The 20,959-nt window shown below is 62.1% G+C and carries 19 protein-coding genes; 15 read left to right on the top strand and 4 right to left on the bottom strand.

The window, feature by feature from the left end; genetic code table 11:
• Positions 1-68: 68 nt before the first annotated feature.
• Together AC07OV_RS23670 and AC07OV_RS23665 are read left to right on the top strand one after the other, a co-directional pair.
• Positions 69-992 (top strand): SdiA-regulated domain-containing protein, encoded by a 924-nt coding sequence (locus AC07OV_RS23670; protein ID WP_495093099.1) that lies wholly within the window; start codon positions 69-71, stop codon positions 990-992.
• A gap of 120 nt (positions 993-1,112) precedes the next feature.
• Positions 1,113-2,027 carry an SdiA-regulated domain-containing protein gene (locus tag AC07OV_RS23665; protein ID WP_495093098.1) on the top strand — a complete coding sequence of 305 codons (915 nt, stop codon included), beginning with the start codon at positions 1,113-1,115 and terminating at the stop codon, positions 2,025-2,027.
• A gap of 122 nt (positions 2,028-2,149) precedes the next feature.
• Here the strand turns inward: AC07OV_RS23665 and rpiA are convergent, their stop codons facing one another.
• Positions 2,150-2,821: a ribose-5-phosphate isomerase RpiA gene (gene rpiA, locus AC07OV_RS23660; RefSeq protein ID WP_494996260.1), complete on the bottom strand. Its 672-nt coding sequence runs from the start codon at positions 2,819-2,821 to the stop codon at positions 2,150-2,152.
• Between the two features lie 108 nt (positions 2,822-2,929).
• Here rpiA and ilvA point away from each other — a divergent pair, with 108 nt between their 5' ends.
• The 4 genes from ilvA to AC07OV_RS23640 are packed head-to-tail and all read left to right on the top strand — an operon-like array spanning position 2,930 to position 6,659.
• Positions 2,930-4,474 (top strand): threonine ammonia-lyase, biosynthetic, encoded by a 1,545-nt coding sequence (gene ilvA, locus AC07OV_RS23655; protein WP_256732832.1) that lies wholly within the window; start codon positions 2,930-2,932, stop codon positions 4,472-4,474.
• Positions 4,475-4,515: 41 nt separating this feature from the next.
• Positions 4,516-4,929, top strand: a complete 414-nt coding sequence (locus tag AC07OV_RS23650; RefSeq protein WP_494996259.1) for a DUF2269 family protein — start codon at positions 4,516-4,518, stop codon at positions 4,927-4,929.
• Between the two features lie 15 nt (positions 4,930-4,944).
• Entirely contained in the window at positions 4,945-6,195 is a 1,251-nt protein-coding gene (locus AC07OV_RS23645) for an SDR family oxidoreductase (protein ID WP_495093097.1), read from the top strand.
• On the top strand, positions 6,192-6,659 hold the full coding sequence (locus tag AC07OV_RS23640) for a DUF2269 family protein (protein WP_494996257.1): 468 nt from the start codon (positions 6,192-6,194) through the stop codon (positions 6,657-6,659). Before AC07OV_RS23645 ends, AC07OV_RS23640 begins: the two co-directional genes overlap by 4 nt.
• 96 nt (positions 6,660-6,755) lie before the next feature.
• On the opposite strand, the gene AC07OV_RS23635 is transcribed toward AC07OV_RS23640, so the two are convergent.
• Complete coding sequence (locus AC07OV_RS23635) at positions 6,756-7,412, bottom strand: histidinol-phosphatase (RefSeq protein ID WP_178919990.1); 657 nt, start codon at positions 7,410-7,412, stop codon at positions 6,756-6,758.
• A gap of 143 nt (positions 7,413-7,555) precedes the next feature.
• Here AC07OV_RS23635 and AC07OV_RS23630 point away from each other — a divergent pair, with 143 nt between their 5' ends.
• Both AC07OV_RS23630 and ptsP read left to right on the top strand, forming a co-directional pair.
• Positions 7,556-8,035 carry an RNA pyrophosphohydrolase gene (locus AC07OV_RS23630; protein WP_003176750.1) on the top strand — a complete coding sequence of 160 codons (480 nt, stop codon included), beginning with the start codon at positions 7,556-7,558 and terminating at the stop codon, positions 8,033-8,035.
• A gap of 22 nt (positions 8,036-8,057) precedes the next feature.
• Positions 8,058-10,337, top strand: coding sequence for a phosphoenolpyruvate--protein phosphotransferase (gene ptsP / locus AC07OV_RS23625; protein ID WP_494996255.1), 2,280 nt, complete (start codon positions 8,058-8,060; stop codon positions 10,335-10,337).
• Positions 10,338-10,436: 99 nt separating this feature from the next.
• On the opposite strand, the gene AC07OV_RS23620 is transcribed toward ptsP, so the two are convergent.
• On the bottom strand, positions 10,437-11,183 hold the full coding sequence (locus AC07OV_RS23620) for an NRDE family protein (protein WP_495093096.1): 747 nt from the start codon (positions 11,181-11,183) through the stop codon (positions 10,437-10,439).
• Positions 11,184-11,396: 213 nt separating this feature from the next.
• Here AC07OV_RS23620 and lgt point away from each other — a divergent pair, with 213 nt between their 5' ends.
• Together lgt and AC07OV_RS23610 are read left to right on the top strand one after the other, a co-directional pair.
• Positions 11,397-12,209: a prolipoprotein diacylglyceryl transferase gene (gene lgt, locus AC07OV_RS23615; protein WP_176996809.1), complete on the top strand. Its 813-nt coding sequence runs from the start codon at positions 11,397-11,399 to the stop codon at positions 12,207-12,209.
• A gap of 51 nt (positions 12,210-12,260) precedes the next feature.
• The gene (locus AC07OV_RS23610; protein WP_176996808.1) at positions 12,261-13,094 is read left to right on the top strand and encodes a thymidylate synthase; all 834 of its coding nucleotides are present in this window, start codon (positions 12,261-12,263) and stop codon (positions 13,092-13,094) included.
• A gap of 146 nt (positions 13,095-13,240) precedes the next feature.
• On the opposite strand, the gene cadR is transcribed toward AC07OV_RS23610, so the two are convergent.
• Positions 13,241-13,681, bottom strand: a complete 441-nt coding sequence (gene cadR / locus AC07OV_RS23605) for a Cd(II)/Pb(II)-responsive transcriptional regulator (RefSeq protein WP_176996805.1) — start codon at positions 13,679-13,681, stop codon at positions 13,241-13,243.
• A gap of 85 nt (positions 13,682-13,766) precedes the next feature.
• On the opposite strand from cadR, the gene AC07OV_RS23600 reads away from it, so the two are divergent.
• The 5 genes from AC07OV_RS23600 (at position 13,767) to AC07OV_RS23580 (ending at position 20,924) form a co-directional block, all read left to right on the top strand.
• Entirely contained in the window at positions 13,767-16,037 is a 2,271-nt protein-coding gene (locus AC07OV_RS23600) for a heavy metal translocating P-type ATPase (protein ID WP_495093095.1), read from the top strand.
• Between the two features lie 16 nt (positions 16,038-16,053).
• Positions 16,054-16,917 (top strand): LysR family transcriptional regulator, encoded by an 864-nt coding sequence (locus AC07OV_RS23595; protein WP_494996253.1) that lies wholly within the window; start codon positions 16,054-16,056, stop codon positions 16,915-16,917.
• A gap of 192 nt (positions 16,918-17,109) precedes the next feature.
• Positions 17,110-18,174: a putative 2-aminoethylphosphonate ABC transporter ATP-binding protein gene (locus tag AC07OV_RS23590; RefSeq protein WP_495093094.1), complete on the top strand. Its 1,065-nt coding sequence runs from the start codon at positions 17,110-17,112 to the stop codon at positions 18,172-18,174.
• Between the two features lies 1 nt (position 18,175).
• Positions 18,176-19,882 carry a putative 2-aminoethylphosphonate ABC transporter permease subunit gene (locus AC07OV_RS23585; protein ID WP_494996251.1) on the top strand — a complete coding sequence of 569 codons (1,707 nt, stop codon included), beginning with the start codon at positions 18,176-18,178 and terminating at the stop codon, positions 19,880-19,882.
• 19 nt (positions 19,883-19,901) lie between these two features.
• On the top strand, positions 19,902-20,924 hold the full coding sequence (locus AC07OV_RS23580) for a putative 2-aminoethylphosphonate ABC transporter substrate-binding protein (protein WP_495093093.1): 1,023 nt from the start codon (positions 19,902-19,904) through the stop codon (positions 20,922-20,924).
• Positions 20,925-20,959 lie beyond the last annotated feature (35 nt).

The raw sequence follows: 20,959 nt of genomic DNA, 5'->3' as shown, positions 1-20,959 counted from the left end.
AGCCTTCAGCACGCGGGCCCGTTGATCCTGTGCTATCACCTAAAGCTGACTTTCTGGAAAAGCGCTCAATGGCCGTGCCTCTGCCTTCCGCCACACCCAAGCCCCGTTCCCGTTTTGCCCTGCGTTGGTATTCCTGGCTGTTCCTGGCGGGGGCGATCGTCTATGGCGTGTCGTGGGCAATGCATTGGGATGATCGCGGCGTGTTGTGGGTGATGGAGCGCTTCGAAACCCAGGCGGAGCGTCAGGAAAGTGTGTGGTTGCCGGATTACCACGCGGTCATCGACGGCAAGTTGCTGCCCGGCATGGAGAAGGATGAGGCCTCGGATGTGTCCTATAACCCGCAGACCAAAACCCTGTTTTCCGTCATGGGCAAGAACCCTTTCCTCGTTGAGCTGAGCCTGCAAGGCGATGTGTTGCGCAAGATGCCGCTCAACGGCTGGAACAACCCGGAAGGCGTCACGGTGATGGAAAACGGCCAAATGGCCATCGTCGATGAACGCATGCACACCCTAACGGTGGTCAAGGTCGACGCCAGCACCCAACAACTGAACATCGCTGACTTCAAAAGCTACGACCTCGGCCCTTCCAAGGATCAGAACAAAGCCTTTGAAGGTGTCACCTGGGACAAGCGAAACCAACACATCGTGCTCGGCGAAGAACGCCCACCCGCGCTGTTCACCTGGAAAAGCGATGGCAGCACGCTGACCGGCGATAAGCAAAAAGTCGCCAGCACTGAGCTGGACATGCGCAACCTCTCCGCGCTGGCTGTCGACCCGCGCACCGGCCATTTACTGGTGCTATCGGCCGACTCCCACCTGCTGCTGGAGCTGGATGAAAAGGGCGAGCAAGTCAGCTTCATGACCTTGCTTGGCGGTTTCAACGGCCTGAAGAACACCATACCCCGCGCCGAAGGCGTGACCATGGATGAAGACGGCACTCTGTACATGGTCAGCGAGCCCAACTTGTTCTACCGCTTCGAAAGGCAGAAGTAATCCGACGAATACGTCGGATAAGTCTCTATTAGCGGCATTCACCAGGCACTCGGCAGCGTTTAAGTTTAAATTCAGACCGGCGTGATATTTCTTCGCCACTTTTGACTTTGAGCCTGTCCGATGCGTCGATTTGCCCGCCCCAAACCCATCTTCTTTATGCTTGCGCTGGTCGCTTTGATCGGCGCCGGGGTCGTTGCGCAGCACTTTCGCTTGTTCGAGCGTGCGTGGTTCAACTGGCAAGCCTGGCGCCAGCCTGCGAACGAGCGCTCCATTGGCCTGGCGGATTACCGCGTCACGGTCGAAGCCCGGGTGATCGAGGGTCTGGATAAAGACGTTTCGGCGCTCACCTACGACCCGGTCCGCAAAAGCCTGTTTACTGTCACCAACAAAAAGCCCGAGCTGATCGAGCTGTCCCTGGAAGGCAAAATCCTGCGGCGTATTCCGTTGGTGGGCTTTGGCGATGCCGAGGCAGTGGAGTTCATCAGCGACAACATCTATGTGATCAGCGATGAGCGCCAGCAACGGCTGATCAAGGTGCATGTGGACAACGACACGCAGTTTCTCGATGCCGCCGATGCGGAGCAGATGACCCTGGGTGTGCATATTGGTGGCAACAAAGGCTTTGAAGGCCTGGCGTATGACTCACTGGGCAAGCGTCTGTTCGTGGCCAAGGAGCGTGACCCGATGCTGATCTACGAGGTGCACGGTTTTCCCCATTTCAAACCGGAAAAAACCTACTCGGTCCACGTGATCAACAACCCCAAGCGGGACGCGGGGCTGTTTGTACGGGACCTGTCGAGCCTGCAATACGACGAGCGCAGCGGCCACTTGCTGGCGCTGTCGGATGAGTCGTTCCTGGTGCTGGAGTTGGATATTGACGGTCGCCCGTTGAGCAGCCTGTCTTTGCTCGCCGGGCGCCACGGCCTCAAAAAGCGCGTGCCGCAGGCGGAAGGGATCGCGATGGGCGACGATGGCACGCTGTACCTGACCAGTGAGCCGAACCTGTTCTACGTCTTCAAGAAACCCAACCCCTGAAACGCCGCCGGCCAACTGTGGGAGCTGGCTTGCCTGCGATGCAGGCACCTCGGTCTTTCAGTAGCACCGGGGTGATGCTATCGCAGGCAAGCCAGCTCCCACATAAAGCACAGCGTATTTGCTTAGGCCTTGAGGGTTTTCACGCCTTCGGAAGTCCCCAGCAGCAACACGTCAGCAGGACGCGCCGCGAACAAACCATTGGTCACCACGCCCACGATCGCGTTGATCTGGGTCTCCAGCTCCACCGGGTTGGTGATCTGCATATTGAACACGTCGAGGATGATGTTGCCGTTATCGGTCACCACGCCTTCGCGGTACACCGGGTCGCCGCCCAGTTTCACCAGCTCGCGGGCCACGTGGCTGCGGGCCATTGGGATCACTTCTACCGGCAGCGGGAACGCGCCGAGTACCGGCACCAGCTTGCTGGCGTCGGCGATGCAGATGAAGGTCTTGGCCACGGCCGCCACGATCTTCTCGCGGGTCAGGGCTGCGCCGCCGCCTTTGATCAGGTTCAGGTGCGCGTCGCTTTCATCGGCGCCGTCGACGTAGAACTCCAGGTCGCTCACGGTGTTGAGCTCATACACCGGAATGCCGTGGCCCTTGAGGCGTGCGGCGGTGGCTTCGGAGCTGGCCACGGCGCCGTCGAACGCGCCCTTGTGCTGGGCCAGTGCATCGATGAAGCAGTTGGCGGTGGAGCCGGTGCCGACACCGACGATGCTCTTGTCGTCGAGTTTAGGAAGGATTAAATCGACGGCGGCCTGGGCCACTGCCTGTTTGAGTTGATCCTGGGTCATGCGGGCTCCGGAACGGGCGGGGAGTTATCGAGGGCGGCGAGTATAACCCAACAAAACCTCGGGATTCGTGTGGTCGCCCGGCCAAAAGCCGGGTTAGACTCCTTGGCCCTGCCAAACCGTGAAAGTAGAAGCCCGCCGATGCTTGAACAGTACGTCAAAAAGATCCTCACCTCGCGCGTCTACGACGTTGCCGTAGAAACCCCGTTGCAGACCGCCCGCCAGCTCTCCGAGCGGCTGGGCAACACGGTCTGGCTCAAGCGCGAAGACTTGCAGCCGGTGTTCTCGTTCAAGATTCGCGGCGCCTACAACAAGCTGACCCAACTGAGCAGCGAAGAGCGTGCGCGCGGTGTGGTCACAGCCTCGGCGGGCAACCATGCCCAAGGCCTGGCCCTGGCGGCCAAGGTGCTGGGGGTCAAAGCCACCATCGTGATGCCCAAGACCACCCCGGAAATCAAGGTCGAAGGCGTGCGCTCCCGTGGCGGCAAAGTGGTGCTGCATGGCGATTCCTTTCCGGAAGCCCTGGCCTACTCGCTGAAACTGGTCGACGAAAAAGGCTACGTCTACATTCACCCCTACGATGATCCGCACACCATTGCCGGGCAGGGCACCGTGGCAATGGAGATCCTGCGCCAGCACCCGGGGCCGCTGGACGCGATCTTCGTACCGGTGGGCGGCGGCGGGCTGATCGCCGGTATTGCGGCGTACGTGAAATACCTGCGCCCGGACATCAAGATCATCGGCGTCGAGCCCGACGACTCCAACTGCCTGCAAGCCGCGATGGCAGCGGGTGAGCGCGTGGTATTGCCCACCGTCGGTATTTTCGCCGACGGCGTGGCGGTGGCGCAGATCGGCCAGCACACCTTCGACATCTGCAAGGACTATGTGGATGAAGTGATCACCGTGAGCACCGATGAAATCTGTGCGGCGATCAAGGACATCTACGACGACACCCGCTCCATCACCGAGCCTGCGGGCGCGCTGGGCGTGGCCGGGATCAAGAAGTACGTCGAGACCCGTGGCGTGACCGGGCAGACCCTGGTGGCCATCGACTCGGGGGCCAACGTCAATTTCGACCGCCTGCGCCACGTGGCCGAGCGTGCCGAGCTGGGTGAGGGCCGCGAAGCCATCATCGCCGTGACCATTCCCGAGAAGCCGGGCAGCTTCAAGGCGTTCTGCGAAGCCGTGGGCAAGCGCCAGATCACCGAATTCAACTACCGCTACCACTCCGGCAGTGAGGCGCACATCTTTGTTGGTGTGCAGACCCACCCGGAAAACGACCCGCGCAGCGCGCTGATCGCTAGCCTGACAAGCCAGGGTTTCCCGGTGCTGGACCTGACCGAAAACGAACTGGCCAAGTTGCACATCCGCCATATGGTCGGCGGGCACGCGGCTAAAGTCAGCGATGAAGTGGTGTTGCGCTTCGAATTCCCCGAGCGTCCGGGCGCCTTGTTCAACTTTCTTAACAAATTGGGCGGGCGCTGGAACATCTCGATGTTCCACTATCGCAACCACGGCGCAGCCGACGGCCGTGTGGTCGCCGGCCTGCAAGTGCCGGCGGACGAGCGTCACCTGGTACCGGCAGCCCTGGAGGCCATCGGCTACCCGTACTGGGATGAAAGCGATAACCCGGCCTACACACTGTTCCTCGGTTGAGCGACTACGCTGATTGGGGCGGCCTATAAGGAAGACGACACATGGAAACCCTGACCACCCTGAAAGTTATTCACATCGCGGCCACGGCGTTGCTGCTGCTCAGTGGCCTCGGCCTGGCGCTGCTGGCCTGGCGCAAACGCAGCGCGGGCCCGGCGGCGACCGTGCAGCGCCCATGGGCGTTCGTGTGGCTGTTGATGGGGGTGTGCGTGGTCAGCATGCCGTTTACCGGCTGGTGGCTGGCGCACCTGATCGGCTGGCCGTTGGGGCAGACCTGGATCCTGGGCTCCAGCATCCTCTATACCGTGGCGGCGCTGGCCTGGTTCTGGCTGGTGGCGCGGCTCAACCGCCTGCGCAAGGGCGAGGGCGGTAGCCTGAACTTCACCTTGGTGCTGGCGGTGGTCAGCCTGGTGGGGTTTGTGGCGATTGCCGGGCTGATGGGTGCCAAGCCGGTCTGATCGAAAAGGATCTTCATGAACGTTCTTCTGGTCGGTGCCACAGGGTTTGTGGGCCGCCATCTGTTGCGTGCCTTGCAGCAAGCCGGGCACCGCGTGATTGCCACCTGTCGCGAACCCAGGCAGCCGAGCGCGCCTGGGGTGGAGTGGCGGTCGCTGGACCTGAGTCTGTTGGCGGCCGATCCCGAGCACTTCATATTCCCTGATGCTGTCGATTTATTGATCAATGCGGCGGGCTTGTTGAGCGTGGATGCGGCCCAGTTAAGCCGTGTACAGGATCAGGGCGCTCGTGCGCTGTTTGATCTGGCGGCTCAGCGGGGTGTCCGGGTGCTGCAGGTTTCGGCCTTGGGAGCCTCCGCTCAATCGGACCTGCCGTTTCTGGCCAGCAAAGGCGCCGCTGACGATTATCTACTTGGCCTTAACCTGAACTCGGTAGTGCTGCGGCCTTCATTGGTAATAGGCGAGGGCGGAACCAGCAGCGCCTGGCTGGTCGGGCTGTCGCCTTGGCCGTTGATTCCCTTGCTGGACCTCAAGGCCCAACTGCAACCCGTGCATATAGATGATGTGGTCGGAGCGGTGCTGACCTTGATGCGCCGCTGGCCCACCGAATCCTTGGTGTTGCCGTTGGTGGGGCCGCAGCCGATGCGCCTGTCTAACGTCATTGACCATCTGCGCGCCGCCCAGGGCTGGGGGCCCGGCCGATACGTGCAGGTACCTCTGTTGGGGCTGGGCGGCTGGCTGGGGGATCGATTGGGCTGGCGTGCGTTGAATCGGCAAAGCATTGCCCTGGCGCAACGAGACAACGTGGCCGACCCCGACGTGCTGGCCTCGGTCTGCGGCTACACCGCCGCGCCGCTGCCAGCGCGCCTGCAGGACTGGCCCACAGCCGTCGTGAGCAGCCAGCGCACGATCCGCCCGCTGATGCTGGCGGTGATGGCGCTGATCTGGTTGGGCACCGCTGCGGTGTGTCTCGGCCCGGGATACGACTGGGGTCTGCGCATCATGGCCGAGGCCGGTGTACACGGCGCCTGGGCGGCATTGGCCGTGATCGGTGGCTCACTGTGCGATGCCCTGCTGGGCCTGGGGCTGATGATCAAGCGCTGGCGGCGCCAGACCTTGATCTTGCAGTTGGCGCTGATGGCGGGATACACCGTGTTCATCAGCCTGATCCTGCCTCACTACTGGTTTGACCCCTACGCCGCCGTCGCCAAGAACCTGGTGTTGATGGTGGCCACTTTATGGCTGTTTTGGACTGAACCCCGTCGATGAGCGCCTACCTGCTGCTGAAAACCCTGCACATCCTGTCCTCCACCATCCTGTTCGGCTTGGGTGCCGGCTCGGCCTACTACGCGTTGCGTGCCTGGCGCACCGGCAAGGTCGAGGTGATCGCCGTGACCTTCAAGCACCTGGTGTTCGCCGACTGGGCCTTTACCGCCACCACGGCGGTGTTCCAGCCATTGAGCGGGATCGGCCTGATGCACCTGGCGGGCTGGTCGGTGCAGCAGAGCTGGTTGCAGTGGACGTTCGGCCTCTATGTACTGGCCGGTATCTGCTGGCTGCCGGTGGTGTGGCTGCAGATTCGCGTACACAAAATGGCGGAGCAGGCGCTGCGTGATGGCACGGCGATGCCGATCAAGGCGGCGACCTACATGCGCTGGTGGTTTGGCCTGGGGTGGCCGGCGTTTTTGGCGTTTGTGGGGATTTTCTATCTGATGGTGGCCAAGCCGATGTAGGGCGTGGGACCGAGGTGGCTTCATCGCCGGCAAGCCGGCTCCTACAGGTTTACGCAAGCTCTTGTAGGAGCCGGCTTCTTGCCGGCGATGGCGCCCTCAGCTACGCAGGGTAATCACCGGCCACCCACGTTTTTCAGCCTCGGCGCGCAGATTCGGATCCGGATCCACCGCCACTGCATGTGTCACTTGCTCCAGCAACGGCAGGTCATTCATCGAATCGCTATAGAAGTAGCTGTCTTCCAGGCTGTACCCGGTCTCTTCCAGCCAACGGTTCAGGCGTGTCACCTTGCCTTCGCGGAAGCACGGCACGTCGGTGCTGCGCCCGGTGTAGCGGCCGTTTTCCATCTCGCACTCGGTGGCGATCAGGGTGTCCACGCCCAGGCGTGCGGCAATCGGCGCCGTGACGAAACGGTTGGTGGCGGTGATGATCACCAGCTTGTCACCGGCGGCGCGGTGCTTGGCCAGCAGCTCTGCGGCCAGGGGCAGCATCAGCGCATCGATGCAGTCGCGCATGAAGTCGTTGTGCCACTCATCAAGTTGGGCCATCTCGGTGCGACCGAGGATTTCCAGGCTGAAGTTCAGGTAGGCGGCATTGTCCAGCTTGCCGGCCAGGTAATCCTGATAGAACTCGTCGTTGCGGGCCTTGTAGGCCACCGGGTCGAGAATCCCGCGTTCACACAGGTAATCGCCCCAGGCGTGATCGCTGTCACCGCCGAGGAGGGTGTTGTCCAAGTCGAATAAAGCCAGGCGCATTGCAGTTACTCGCTGAAAAGTCTGTAAAAAGGCGTCCAGAATACGGTCTTTTCACAAGAGTGCACATAAGGTAAGAAGCCTCGTTGCCGCTTGATCAACCTTTGTGGAACAATGCGGCGACATGCGTTTGCGAGGTTGTTGCCGTGATCGACCCCGATGGTTTCCGTCCTAATGTCGGGATTATTCTTACGAATGATGCCGGACAGGTGCTATGGGCTCGCCGAATCAACCAAGATGCCTGGCAGTTTCCTCAAGGCGGAATCAACCCCGACGAAACCCCTGAAGACGCCTTGTACCGTGAGTTGAATGAAGAAGTCGGCCTGGAGCGCGAAGATGTGCAAATTCTGGCCTGCACCCGAGGCTGGTTGCGCTATCGTTTGCCGCAACGCCTGGTGCGTACCCACAGCCAACCGCTGTGCATCGGCCAGAAGCAGAAATGGTTTCTCCTGCGCCTGATCTCCAACGAGCAGCGGGTGCGGATGGATTTGACCGGTAAACCGGAGTTCGATGGCTGGCGCTGGGTCAGCTATTGGTACCCGTTGGGCCAGGTGGTGACATTCAAGCGCGAAGTTTATCGTCGCGCTCTCAAAGAGCTTGCCCCGCGCCTTTTAGCGCGCGACTGACGACGGAGTTCGACCCCGAGCCATGCTCAATACGCTGCGCAAGATCGTCCAGGAAGTTAACTCCGCCAAGGATCTCAAGGCGGCGTTGGGGATTATTGTGTTGCGCGTCAAGGAAGCCATGGGCAGCCAGGTCTGCTCGGTTTACCTGCTGGACCCCGAGACCAACCGTTTTGTGCTGATGGCCACCGAGGGCTTGAACAAGCGCTCCATCGGCAAGGTCAGCATGGCGCCCAATGAAGGTCTGGTGGGCCTGGTGGGGACGCGTGAAGAACCCCTGAACCTTGAAAACGCGGCCGATCACCCGCGTTACCGCTACTTTGCCGAAACCGGCGAAGAGCGCTACGCCTCGTTCCTCGGCGCACCGATCATTCACCACCGCCGCGTCGTCGGCGTGTTGGTCATCCAGCAAAAAGAACGCCGTCAGTTCGACGAAGGTGAAGAAGCCTTCCTCGTGACCATGAGCGCGCAATTGGCCGGGGTAATCGCCCACGCCGAAGCCACCGGCTCGATTCGGGGCCTGGGCCGTGAAGGCAAGGGCATCCAGGAAGCCAAGTTTGTTGGCGTACCGGGCTCGCCGGGCGCTGCGGTCGGTACGGCGGTGGTCATGTTGCCGCCGGCAGACCTGGATGTGGTGCCGGACAAAACCGTCACCGACATCGACGCCGAAATCAAACTGTTCAAGACGGCCCTGGAAGGCGTGCGCGCCGACATGCGCAACCTGTCGAACAAGCTGGCCACCCAGCTGCGCCCCGAAGAACGCGCGCTGTTCGACGTGTACCAGATGATGCTCGACGACGCGTCCCTGGGTAATGAAGTCAAGACTGTGATCAAGACCGGCCAGTGGGCCCAGGGTGCGCTGCGCCAGGTGGTCACCGATCACGTCAACCGCTTTGAAATGATGGACGACGACTACCTGCGCGAGCGGGCTTCGGACGTGCGCGACCTGGGTCGCCGCCTGCTGGCCTACCTGCAGGAAGACCGGAGCACCAACATGGTGTTCCCTGACAACACCATTCTGGTCAGTGAAGAACTGACGGCCACCCAGCTCGGCGAAGTGCCTGAGGGCAAGCTGGTAGGCCTGGTGTCGGTACTCGGTTCGGGTAACTCCCACGTTGCCATCCTGGCGCGTGCCATGGGCATCCCGACGGTGATGGGCCTGGTCGACCTGCCGTATGCCAAGGTCGACGGCATCGACATGATCGTCGATGGCCATCGCGGCGAGGTGTTCACCAACCCCAGCGACGTGCTGCGCAAGCAATACGGCGAAGTGGTTGAGGAAGAGAAACAACTGGCCCTGGGCCTGGATTCCTTGCGCGAACTGCCGTGCGTGACCCTCGACGGCCACCGCGTGCCGCTGCTGGTCAACACCGGCCTGCTGGCCGATGTGGCCCGCGCGCAACAGCGCGGCGCCGAAGGGGTGGGCCTGTACCGCACCGAAGTGCCGTTCATGATCAACCAGCGTTTCCCGAGTGAGAAGGAGCAGCTGGCGATCTATCGCGAGCAACTGTCCGCCTTCCATCCGTTGCCGGTGACCATGCGCAGCCTGGACATCGGCGGCGACAAGTCACTGTCGTATTTCCCGATCAAGGAAGACAACCCCTTCCTCGGCTGGCGCGGCATTCGCGTCACCCTCGACCACCCTGAAATTTTCCTCGTACAGACCCGCGCCATGCTCAAGGCCAGCGAAGGCCTGAACAACCTGCGCATCCTGCTGCCGATGATCTCCGGCACCCATGAGCTGGAAGAGGCGCTGCACCTGATCCACCGCGCCTGGGGCGAAGTGCGCGACGAAGGCGCCGACGTACCGATGCCGCCGATTGGCGTGATGATCGAAATCCCGGCAGCGGTGTACCAGGCTAAAGAGCTGGCGCGGCAGGTGGACTTCCTCTCGGTAGGCTCCAACGACCTGACCCAATACCTGCTGGCCGTGGACCGCAACAACCCACGGGTGGCCGACCTCTACGACTACCTGCACCCGGCGGTGCTGCAAGCCCTGCAACATGTGGTGCGCGACGCCCATGCCGAAGGCAAGCCAGTGAGTATCTGCGGTGAAATGGCCGGTGACCCGGCGGCCGCGGTGCTGTTGATGGCGATGGGCTTTGACAGCCTGTCGATGAACGCCACCAACTTGCCGAAGGTGAAGTGGATGCTGCGCCAGGTTGAACTGGGCATGGCCAAGGAGTTGCTGGCGGAGTTGATGACCATCGACAACCCGCAAGTTATCCACAGCTCGCTGCAGTTGGCGCTGAAGAACCTGGGGCTGACGCGCATGATCAACCCGGCCTCTGCGAAAACCCTCTAGACCGAGGCGCGGCCATCGCAGGCAAGCCAGCTCCCACAGTTGAAATGCATTCCAACTGTGGGAGCTGGCTTGCCTGCGATGAGGCCGGTCCAAGCGCCGTCAAATATGCAGTTCTACCTCGCCAAGCCGCCCGCCATGCGGCCCGAAACTGTGCTCCACCATCCGCCGCGTCCCGTCGGCATTCACAATCAACGCCGTACTGGCCCGCGTCCCATAACTGGGGCTGGCAATAAACACGCTCGACAACAGACTTTCCGTCGCCAACCCCACCCCGGTATCCGGCAGCTCGGCAAAGGGGGCGGTCTGTGGATCACTCAGAATCCCCAACAGGGCCTCGGGCTGCGGATCATCCAGCACGGCATTCAACGCCGCCTTGGCCTTGAGCAACTTGGGCCACGGCGTATCCAGCCCGGCATTCGACAGCCCATAAACCCCGGCCTTCAACCGCGTGGGCTCGGTGTCATTGGCGTTGTAATGCCACAGCTCCTCCCGCGTGCCCACCAGCAGGTTAAACCCGGCATATTCAATCGAACGTCCGTTAACGTCGGCCAAATACTCATCAATGGGCAACGAACCGCTGAGAAAGCGCGCCACCAGCTCCCCCCGGGACTTGCGTGCCGGCGGCTGGTGCGGGTTACGGATATTGGTCAGGGCAGCAAAGCGCCCATCGGTGTTCACTCCAAGCCAGGTGCCACCCGCTTCCTGGTCACGGCCGGCGTAGACCTCGGGCGCATCCGGCCACTGGGCCAGGGGCAGGCTGGGGCGGGCGTAGAACTCATCACGGTTGGCCGCGACGATCAGCGGCTGGGAGTGGCCCGGCCGCCAGGCGAAAACAATCAGGCACATCAGGCGATCCCTTTTGTGTTTCTTGCCACTCTACCCACTCGGGCAGAGGCGATCCATCGTATCCAGTTGGGTCGCGTGCCTTCCATCCGTTAACATGCCAAGCGATTCGGTGCGTGTGAACTTCTTAATTTGAAATAGCGGCTGTAACGCAGGCTTAATCGCACACCGGCATGGTCCGGTGCGTCATGACTAATGATTTAACGAGGAGTCGCAATGCTGCCTTACCCGCAGATCGACCCGGTGGCCTTGGCCATCGGTCCGCTGAAAATCCACTGGTACGGGTTGATGTACCTGATCGGCATCGGTGGTGCCTGGGTGCTGGCCTCCCGGCGCCTGAACCGCTTCGACCCGACCTGGACCAAGGAGAAACTCTCCGACATGGTGTTCTGGATGTCGATGGGGGTGATCGTCGGCGGACGCCTGGGGTATGTGCTGTTTTACGATTTGTCGGCCTACATTGCCAACCCGACGCTGATCTTCGAGGTGTGGAAGGGCGGCATGGCGTTCCATGGTGGGTTTATCGGCGTGATGATCGCCGCCTGGTGGTTCGGCCGTCGCAACGGCAAGTCATTCTTCCAGTTGATGGACTTCGTCGCGCCGTTCGTGCCGATCGGCCTGGGCGCCGGGCGTATCGGTAACTTCATCAACGCCGAGTTGTGGGGCAAGCCAAGCGACGTGCCGTGGGCGATGGTGTTCCCGCCGTTCAGCGACCCGGCGCAACTGCCGCGCCACCCGTCGCAGCTTTACCAATTCGCGTTGGAAGGCGTGGCGCTGTTCCTTATCCTCTATATCTTCTCGCGCAAGCCGCGCCCGACCATGGCCGTGTCCGGCATGTTCGCGCTGTTCTACGGCATCTTCCGCTTCATCGTCGAGTTCGTCCGCGTGCCGGATGCACAGCTGGGCTACCTGGCGTGGGGTTGGGTGACCATGGGTCAGATCCTCAGCCTGCCGATGATCCTGGGCGGCCTGGGCCTGCTGTGGTGGGCGTACAATCGCCCGCAGCCGTTGAAGAACGCCGCGCTTTAAATTCGAATGCCGGGGCTTGCGAGCCCCGGCTTCTTTGATACAGGTACACATATGAAGCAATATCTCGAACTACTGAACGACGTCGTGACCAATGGATTGACCAAGGGCGATCGCACTGGCACCGGCACCAAGGCCGTGTTTGCCCGTCAGTATCGGCATAACTTGGCCGACGGCTTCCCGCTGCTGACCACCAAGAAGCTTCACTTCAAAAGCATCGCCAACGAATTGATCTGGATGTTGAGTGGCAACACCAACATCAAGTGGCTCAACGAAAACGGCGTGCGTATCTGGGACGAATGGGCCACCGAAGACGGCGACCTCGGCCCGGTGTACGGCGAGCAGTGGACCGCCTGGCCGACCAAGGACGGCGGCACGATCAACCAGATCGACTACATGGTCGACACGTTGAAGAACAACCCCAACAGCCGGCGCATCCTGTTCCACGGCTGGAACGTCGAGTACCTGCCCGACGAAACCAAGAGCCCGCAGCAAAACGCACTCGACGGCAAGCAAGCCCTGCCGCCGTGCCACCTGCTGTACCAGGCGTTTGTGCACGACGGTCACCTGTCGATGCAGTTGTATATCCGCAGCTCCGACGTCTTCCTCGGCCTGCCATACAACACCGCCGCCCTGGCATTGCTTACCCACATGCTGGCCCAGCAGTGCGACCTGATCCCCCACGAGATCATCGTCACCACCGGCGACACCCACGCCTACAGCAACCACATGGAACAGATCCGCACCCAACTGGCGCGTACGCCGAAGAAGCTGCCGGAGCTGGTGATCAAGCGTAAGCCTGCGTCGATCTACGACTACAAGTTCGAAGACTTCGAAATCGTGGGCTACGACGCCGACCCGAGCATCAAGGCCGACGTCGCGATCTGAAGCCCGCCTCGATCAAAACTGTGGGAGCTGGCTTGTCGAGTCGTCGCACCGCTGCGATCGCGGAGTGTCAGCACCTGATAGGTGCCTGATGTACCGCTATCGCAGGCAAGCCAGCTCCCACAGTTTGATTGGGTTTTCACCCAAGGCTAATGGCCATGGCTTCTGCCCACATGTGAAGGCTCAGCCTCACTGGCCTGCACGCTTCCGCTGACTTCCAGCCGCTGCAAAATCCCGCACTGCTCCCCACCGCCGCAACGCTGGCGCAGGTCCAGCAACTGTTCCTGCAACGCCAACAGCCCATCAATCCGCGCTTTCACGTGATGGATATGCTCGTCAATCAACGCATTCACGCTTTCGCACTGGTCCTGGGGGCTGTCGCGCAGGCCCAGCAGGCTGCGGATTTCTTCCAGGGTCATGTCGAGGCTGCGGCAATTGCGGATAAAGATCAGCCGCTCGGTGTGTGCCTGGGTGTACACGCGGTAGTTGGCGTCCGTGCGGGCCGGGGGTGGCAGCAGGCCTTCTTTCTCGTAATACCGGATGGTTTCCACCTGACAGTCGGTCAGTTTGGCCAGTTCGCCGATCTTCATCGCAGCAATCTCCAAATGGGTGCTTGACCCTATAGTGGCTACAGGGTCTTTACTTGGCAACAGGCACCTTTACGGACGCGACAGAATGAGCGATTCCCTCCACACCCCACACAAGCACGACCACGGTCATGACCATGATCACGATCACGATCATGCCCCGAAGAAACTCACGCCTGTGCATAACCACGGCCACGGTGGTTCCTGCTGTTCCGGCACGCCAGCCCCTGCGGTGGTGCAGCTGAGCGAAGCCCCCACCGCCGGCTCGCGCCTGAGCACCTTCCGCATCGAAGCCATGGATTGCCCCACCGAGCAAACGCTGATCCAGAACAAACTGGGCAAGCTCGCCGGTGTGCAGCAGCTGGAATTCAACCTGATCAATCGCATTCTCGGTGTCACCCATGACCTGCCGAATACTGCGCCGATCATCGACGCGATCAAATCCCTCGGCATGCAAGCCGACCCCATCGAAGAAGGCACTCCCGCCGCCGAGCCGCCTGCCAAGAAACACTGGTGGCCGTTGGCGGTGTCTGGCGTCGGCGCGTTGGGCGCCGAAGTGCTGCACTTCACCAACGCCGCGCCGACATGGGTGATTGCTGTGGTGGCGCTGGTGTCGATCCTCAGCGGCGGCCTCACCACCTACAAAAAGGGCTGGATCGCCCTGAAAAACCTCAACCTGAACATCAATGCCTTGATGAGCATCGCCGTCACCGGCGCCGTGCTGATTGGCCAATGGCCAGAAGCCGCCATGGTGATGTTCCTGTTTACCGTGGCCGAGCTGATCGAAGCCAAATCCCTGGACCGTGCACGCAACGCCATCAGCGGCTTGATGCAGATGACACCCGAGCAGGCCACGGTTCGGCAGGCGGACGGTTCGTGGGTTGAACAGGACGTAAAAAGTATTGAAATTGGCGCGATCGTGAGGGTAAAACCCGGCGAACGCATTGGACTGGACGGTGAAGTTACCGCCGGCCAGTCCACCATCGACCAGGCGCCGATCACCGGCGAAAGCCTGCCGATTGAAAAGACCGTGGGCGATAAAGTCTTCGCCGGCACCATCAACCAGGCCGGCTCCCTGGAATACAAGGTGACGGCTGCGGCCAACAATTCCACCCTGGCGCGCATCATCCACGCCGTGGAGCAGGCCCAAGGCGCCCGGGCGCCGACCCAGCGCTTTGTCGACAGCTTCTCCAAGGTCTACACCCCGGCCGTGTTCCTGTTTGCCCTGGGCGTGGCAGTGATCCCGCCGCTGTTCATGGCTGGCGCCTGGTTTGACTGGATCTACCGCGCCCTTGTGCTGCTGGTGGTCGCGTGCCCTTGTGCGCTGGTGATTTCCACCCCGGTAACCATCGTCAGCGGCCTGGCGGCAGCGGCGCGCAAAGGCATCCTGATCAAGGGCGGCGTGTACCTGGAGGGCGGTTACAAGCTCGACTACCTGGCCCTCGACAAGACCGGCACCATCACCCACGGCAAGCCGGTGCAAACCGACTACTTGCCACTGTTCCCCAACGTCGAGGACAGCGCGCCGGCCCTGGCCGCCAGTTTGGCCGGGCGGTCCGACCACCCGGTGTCCCTGGCCATCGCCAACGCGGCTGTGGATAAAAACCTGCCGACGCACGTTGTGGATAACTTCGAAGCCCTGGCCGGGCGTGGTGTGCGCGGCGATATCAATGGCCAGACCTATCACCTGGGCAACCACCGCCTGGTGGAAGACCTCGGCCTGTGTTCGCCGGCGCTGGAAGAAAAACTCTTCGCCCTGGAGAAACAAGGCAAGTCCGTGGTGTTGCTGCTCGACAAGTCCGGCCCGCTGGCGCTGTTTGCCGTGGCTGACACCGTGAAAGACAGTAGCCGAGAAGCCATCCAGCAGCTGCATGCGTTGGGCATCAAGACCCTGATGCTCACCGGCGACAATACCCACACTGCCCAGGCAATTGGCGCCCAGGTCGGCATCGATCAGGCCCAGGGCGACCTGTTGCCCACCGACAAACTGCACGCTATTGAAACCCTCTACGGCCAAGGCCACCGCGTGGGCATGGTCGGCGACGGCATCAACGACGCCCCGGCCCTGGCGCGCGCCGAGATTGGCTTCGCCATGGCCGCAGCAGGCACCGATACCGCCATCGAGACCGCCGACGTGGCGTTGATGGACGATGATTTGCGCAAGATTCCGGCTTTCATTCGGCTCTCGCGGCAAACGTCGAGTATCCTCAAGCAAAACATCGCCCTGGCGCTGGTGATCAAGGCGATCTTCTTGGCCGTCACCTTCCTGGGCATGGCGACCATGTGGATGGCGGTGTTCGCCGACATGGGCGTCAGCCTGCTGGTGGTGTTCAATGGCCTGCGCCTGTTGCGCAAATAAACGATGAGAGGGTGGTGTGCTGAGTGCCGAGCTGAAGGCTTTTTTCATGGTCGCCCGCCTGGGCAGCATCACCCAGGCGGCGAAAAAACTCGGCTTGAGCCAACCCACGGTCACCACCCAGATCCGCAACCTGGAAAGCCATTACGGCGTTGAGCTGTTCTATCGCGGCGGGCGTCGCCTCACCGTCAGTGACGACGGCGCGCGCTTGCTGCCGATGGTCAAGACGCTGTTGCAGCAGGAAGCGGATATCGAGTTTTTCCTGCGCAACACCGGCCAGGTCCAGGGCGCATTGCGGATTGCCGCGACGGCGCCGTATTACATCCTCGACCTGGTCAAAGCCTTCCGCGAACGCCTGCCCCACGTGGAGGTGTCGGTGGAAATCGGCAACTCCCAACAGGTCCTCGAAGCGCTGGATGATTACCGCGTCGACGTCGCCGCCTCGTCACAGTTACTCGAAGACCCGCGTCTGATCCGCCGCGTGCTCGGCACCGACCCGCTGGTGCTGGCGGTGCATCGCAACCACCCACTGGCCAAGCTCGACCATGTGCCGCTCAATGCGTTGGCCGGTCACACCTTGTTGATGCGCGAAGCCGGCTCCACCACGCGGCGGTTGACCGAGGAAATGTTGCAGGGCGCCGGTGTGAGTTATGGGCCGCTGCTGGAGATCGGCAGCCGCGAGTCGATCCGCGAGGCGGTGTTGCGCAATATCGGCATCAGCATCATTGCGCGCCAGGAAGTGCCCCATGACCCGCAGTTGCGGGTGCTGACCATCGAGAATGCGCCGCAGATTCCGGAGTATCTGTACTGCCTCAAGGAGCGCAAAGGCGCACGGTTGCCGGCGGCGTTTCTGGGGTTGGCGCAGGAAATGTCGCCAATCTGAATACGTCATCGCCGGCAAGCCGGCTCCTAAAGGTGTACGTATTCCAACGGTAGGAGCCGGCTTGCCGGCGATGACGTCCGCCCAGACAACCCAAATCTACCAATACCACTATCGCCCCATTTTGCCTTCCTGCCACATCAGGGACGCATTGCCCTCCTAGCATGGCCTTCATCCGTTTGATGAGGTGCCACCATGAACACAGCCCTGACCCACCCCGGCGCGCCGATGACGGTGCGCGGTATCCAGAAGCGTTTCGGCGCCTTCACCGCCCTGGACAACGTTTCCCTGGACGTCGCTGCGGGCGAGCTGGTGTGCCTGCTGGGCCCGTCCGGCTGTGGCAAGACCACCTTGCTGCGCTGCATCGCCGGCCTGGAGCGCCAGGACAGCGGAGAGCTGCGCCTGGGCAACCGTGACGTATCCCTGCTGCCACCCCAGGCGCGGGACTACGGCATTTTGTTCCAGTCCTACGCGCTGTTTCCCAACCTCACCGTCGAAGCCAACATCGGTTACGGCCTCACCGGCAGCGGTCGCGATGAAGTGCGCAAGCGCGTCGGGCAGATGCTCGAACTGGTTGGCCTGGTCGGCAGTGAAAAGAAATACCCCGGCCAACTCTCTGGCGGCCAGCAGCAACGCGTAGCCCTGGCCCGCGCGTTGGCGCCGGCCCCTTCGTTGTTGTTGCTGGATGAACCGATGTCGGCCCTCGACGCCCGCGTCCGCGAGCATTTGTGTACCGAACTGCGCCAACTGCAGCGCCGCCTGGGCATCACCACGTTGATGGTCACCCACAACCAGGACGAGGCCATGCTGATGGCCGACCGCATCGCCGTGATGAACAACGGCAAGGTCGAGCAATACGCCACGCCCCAGGAGATTTACGACCGCCCGGCCACGCCGTTCGTGGCGGAGTTTGTTGGCCAGGGCAACTGGCTGCCGTTCAGCCGCAACAGTGCCAGCCATGCCCAGGTGGGTGGGATGAACATGCGCTTGGCCGACGACGCCGGCGTGGCCAAGTCCGGTCGCCTGTTCTGCCGCCCGGAAGCGATCAGCGTCAACCCGCCGGTGCATGAAGAGAACCTGTTCCCGGCCAAGGTCCGCGAGATCACCTTCCTCGGCAATCGTTGCCGCATGAGCTTTGAGCTCGAGCAGTTGCCCGGCCACCCATTGCTGGCCGAGCTGGCGCCGGAAGCCATGCCGCGCCTGGGTGCCCAGGATATCTGGGTGGCCTTGCCGCCGCGCAGCCTGCAGGTGTTTGCCTGAGATGGCCACTGTCATGACGCAGCCACGGCAGGTGTCCCGTGCCGAAACCGGTGACCGTATTTTCGTCGTCGGCGGCAAACTGCTGTGGCTGGTGTTGCTGGGCGTCGCAGTCTTGCTGCCCTTGCTGGCGATCTTCTGGCGCGGCTTCAGCAGCGAAGCCGGGCAGGGCGGTGGCCTGGTCGCGGCGCGGGAACTGGTGACCAGCGACAACTTCCACTGGCTGCTGGGCAATAGCCTGAAGGTCTCCCTCAGCGTGGCGGCCATTGTCGTACCGTTGGCCTACCTGTTTGCCTACGCCCTGCAACGCACGCTGATTCCCGGCAAGGCGATCTGGCGTGGCATGTCGCTGCTGCCACTGATGGCGCCGTCGATGTTGCCGGGCATTGCGCTGGTCTACCTGTTCGGTAACCAGGGCATGTTGCGCGGCTTGCTATCGGACAATATCTACGGTTTCTGGGGCATTGTGCTGGGTGAGGTGATCTACACCTTCCCCCACGCACTGATGATTCTGCTGTCGGCGCTGTCCCTGGCGGACGCGCGCCTGTTCGACGCCGCCTCCAGCATGGGCGCCAGCCCGGCGCGGGCGTTTCGCAGCATCACTTGGCCGGCCACGCGCCAGGCGGTGTTCGCTGCGTTCTGCCTGGTGTTCACCCTGACCATCACCGATTTTGGCGTGCCCGTTGTCGTCGGCGGGGATTATCAGGTGCTGGCGCTGGAAGCCTACAAGGCGGTGGTCGGTCAGCAACAGTTCGGGCGTGGTGCACTGATCGGCATGGTGTTGCTGTTGCCGGCGCTGTTCAGCTTTAGTGTGGACGCCTGGCTGCGCCGCCGTCATGGCGACTCGATGAGCGGCCGTGCCCAGGTGTTCCAGCCGGCGCCCTCGCGGCTGCGCGACGGTTGCTACCTGGCCATCGTGCTGCTGATCTGCGCCGTGTTGCTGCTGGTGTTCGGCATGGCGGTGTATTCCTCGCTGGTGAAGTTCTGGCCGTACAACCTGTCGTTGTCGCTCAACCACTACCAGTTTGAAGACACCGCGGGCGGCGGCTGGCTGGCCTATCGCAACAGCCTGACCCTGGCGCTGTGCACGGCGTTGATCGGCAGCGTGCTGATCTTCACCGGCGCTTACCTGATGGAAAAGACCAAGGGCCAGAAAGGCCTCAACCTGGCGCTGCGCATGCTCAGCTTCGTGCCGATGGCCGTGCCGGGCCTGGTGCTGGGCCTGGGCTACGTGTTCTTTTTCAACCTCAACGGCAACCCGCTGCATGTGTTCTACGGGACCATGACCCTGCTGGTGGTGTGCACCATTGCGCACTATTTGACCACTGCGCAGATGACCGCCACCACGGCCCTGCGCCAACTGGACGCCGAGTTCGAAGCCGCCGCGCTGTCCCTCAAGGCGCCGCTGTACCGCCATTACCTGCGTGTGACCGTGCCGATCTGCCTGCCGGCGTTGCTGGACATCGTGCGCTACCTGTTTGTATCGGCCATGACCACTGTGTCGGCCGCGATCTTCCTCTACAGCCCCGACACCATCCTCGCCGCCGTCGCCGTGTTGAACATGGACGATGCCGGCAACGTGGGCGGTGCGGCGGCCATGTCGACCCTGATCCTGTTCACGTCGGCCGGCGTCTCGCTGCTGCTGGCGTGGGCTTCACGTGGCGCACTGCGTCGCTCCCAAGCCTGGCGCCAGACCGCGCCCGGCCAATAATCTCGATAGGAGGTGTTCCATGTTCAAGCCCCTGGCGCTGGTCGCTGCCGTACTCACTGCATTCAGCCTGAATGCCTTCGCCAAGACCGAGCTCACCGTGTACACGGCCCTCGAAGCCGAGCAGTTGAAGACCTACAAGCAGGCGTTCGAAAAGGCCAACCCTGACGTCGAGATCAAGTGGGTACGCGACTCCACCGGCATCATCACTGCCAAGCTGCTGGCCGAGAAAGACCGCCCGCAAGCCGACGTGGTGTGGGGCCTGGCTGCGTCGAGCCTGGCGATCCTCGACCAGCAGGGCATGCTGGACAACTACGCGCCAAAGGACCTGGACAAGATCGGCAAGAACTACCGCGACCCGGCCAACCCACCGGCCTGGGTGGGCATGGACGTCTGGGCGGCAACCATCTGCTTCAACACCGTCGAAGCCGAGAAACAAGGCCTGACCAAGCCGGTGAGCTGGCAAGACCTGACCAAGCCTGAGTACAAGGGCAAGATCGTGATGCCGAACCCGGCGTCTTCCGGCACCGGTTTCCTGGACGTCAGCGCCTGGTTGCAGACCTTCGGCGAGAAGCAGGGCTGGCAGTACATGGACGACCTGCACCAGAACATCGGCCAATACGTTCACTCCGGTTCCAAGCCGTGCAAGCTGGCGGCTTCGGGTGAGTTCCCGATTGGTATTTCCTTCGAATACCCGGCCGTGCAGCTCAAACGCCAGGGCGCGCCGCTGGACATCATCCTGCCGAAGGAAGGCCTGGGTTGGGACATCGAAGCCACGGCGGTGATGAAGGGCACCGCCCATGCGGACGCCGCTAAAAAGCTCGCTGACTTCTCTGCCAGCAGCGCGGCCATGGACCTGTACAAAGACAACTTCGCCGTGCTCGCGCAGCCAGGCATTGCCAAGCCGCAGACCGAATTGCCGGCTGATTACGAGCAGCGTCTGATCAAGAACGACTTTGCCTGGGCGTCGAAGAACCGCGACAGCATCCTGACTGAGTGGCGCAAGCGCTATGACGGCAAGTCGGAGAAGGTGGCCGGTCAGTAAGATTTTTCGTTAGGGCTGATGGCCTCTTCGCAGGC

This window comes from Pseudomonas sp. GW821-FHT09A09 (assembly GCF_059418405.1).
Note: the sequence above shows the minus strand (reverse complement) of the source record. Positions and strands in the feature narration are given on the sequence as shown.

Excerpts from the sequence above, each read along its gene's own strand:
- AC07OV_RS23670 (WP_495093099.1), top strand. The coding sequence starts at position 69 with ATGGCCGTGCCTCTGCCTTCCGCCACACCCAAGCCCCGTTCCCGTTTT.
- AC07OV_RS23665 (WP_495093098.1), top strand. The coding sequence starts at position 1,113 with ATGCGTCGATTTGCCCGCCCCAAACCCATCTTCTTTATGCTTGCGCTG.
- rpiA (WP_494996260.1), bottom strand. The coding sequence starts at position 2,821 with ATGACCCAGGATCAACTCAAACAGGCAGTGGCCCAGGCCGCCGTCGAT.
- AC07OV_RS23650 (WP_494996259.1), top strand. The coding sequence starts at position 4,516 with ATGGAAACCCTGACCACCCTGAAAGTTATTCACATCGCGGCCACGGCG.
- AC07OV_RS23645 (WP_495093097.1), top strand. The coding sequence starts at position 4,945 with ATGAACGTTCTTCTGGTCGGTGCCACAGGGTTTGTGGGCCGCCATCTG.
- AC07OV_RS23640 (WP_494996257.1), top strand. The coding sequence starts at position 6,192 with ATGAGCGCCTACCTGCTGCTGAAAACCCTGCACATCCTGTCCTCCACC.
- AC07OV_RS23635 (WP_178919990.1), bottom strand. The coding sequence starts at position 7,412 with ATGCGCCTGGCTTTATTCGACTTGGACAACACCCTCCTCGGCGGTGAC.
- ptsP (WP_494996255.1), top strand. The coding sequence starts at position 8,058 with ATGCTCAATACGCTGCGCAAGATCGTCCAGGAAGTTAACTCCGCCAAG.
- AC07OV_RS23620 (WP_495093096.1), bottom strand. The coding sequence starts at position 11,183 with ATGTGCCTGATTGTTTTCGCCTGGCGGCCGGGCCACTCCCAGCCGCTG.
- lgt (WP_176996809.1), top strand. The coding sequence starts at position 11,397 with ATGCTGCCTTACCCGCAGATCGACCCGGTGGCCTTGGCCATCGGTCCG.
- AC07OV_RS23610 (WP_176996808.1), top strand. The coding sequence starts at position 12,261 with ATGAAGCAATATCTCGAACTACTGAACGACGTCGTGACCAATGGATTG.
- cadR (WP_176996805.1), bottom strand. The coding sequence starts at position 13,681 with ATGAAGATCGGCGAACTGGCCAAACTGACCGACTGTCAGGTGGAAACC.
- AC07OV_RS23600 (WP_495093095.1), top strand. The coding sequence starts at position 13,767 with ATGAGCGATTCCCTCCACACCCCACACAAGCACGACCACGGTCATGAC.
- AC07OV_RS23590 (WP_495093094.1), top strand. The coding sequence starts at position 17,110 with ATGAACACAGCCCTGACCCACCCCGGCGCGCCGATGACGGTGCGCGGT.
- AC07OV_RS23585 (WP_494996251.1), top strand. The coding sequence starts at position 18,176 with ATGGCCACTGTCATGACGCAGCCACGGCAGGTGTCCCGTGCCGAAACC.
- AC07OV_RS23580 (WP_495093093.1), top strand. The coding sequence starts at position 19,902 with ATGTTCAAGCCCCTGGCGCTGGTCGCTGCCGTACTCACTGCATTCAGC.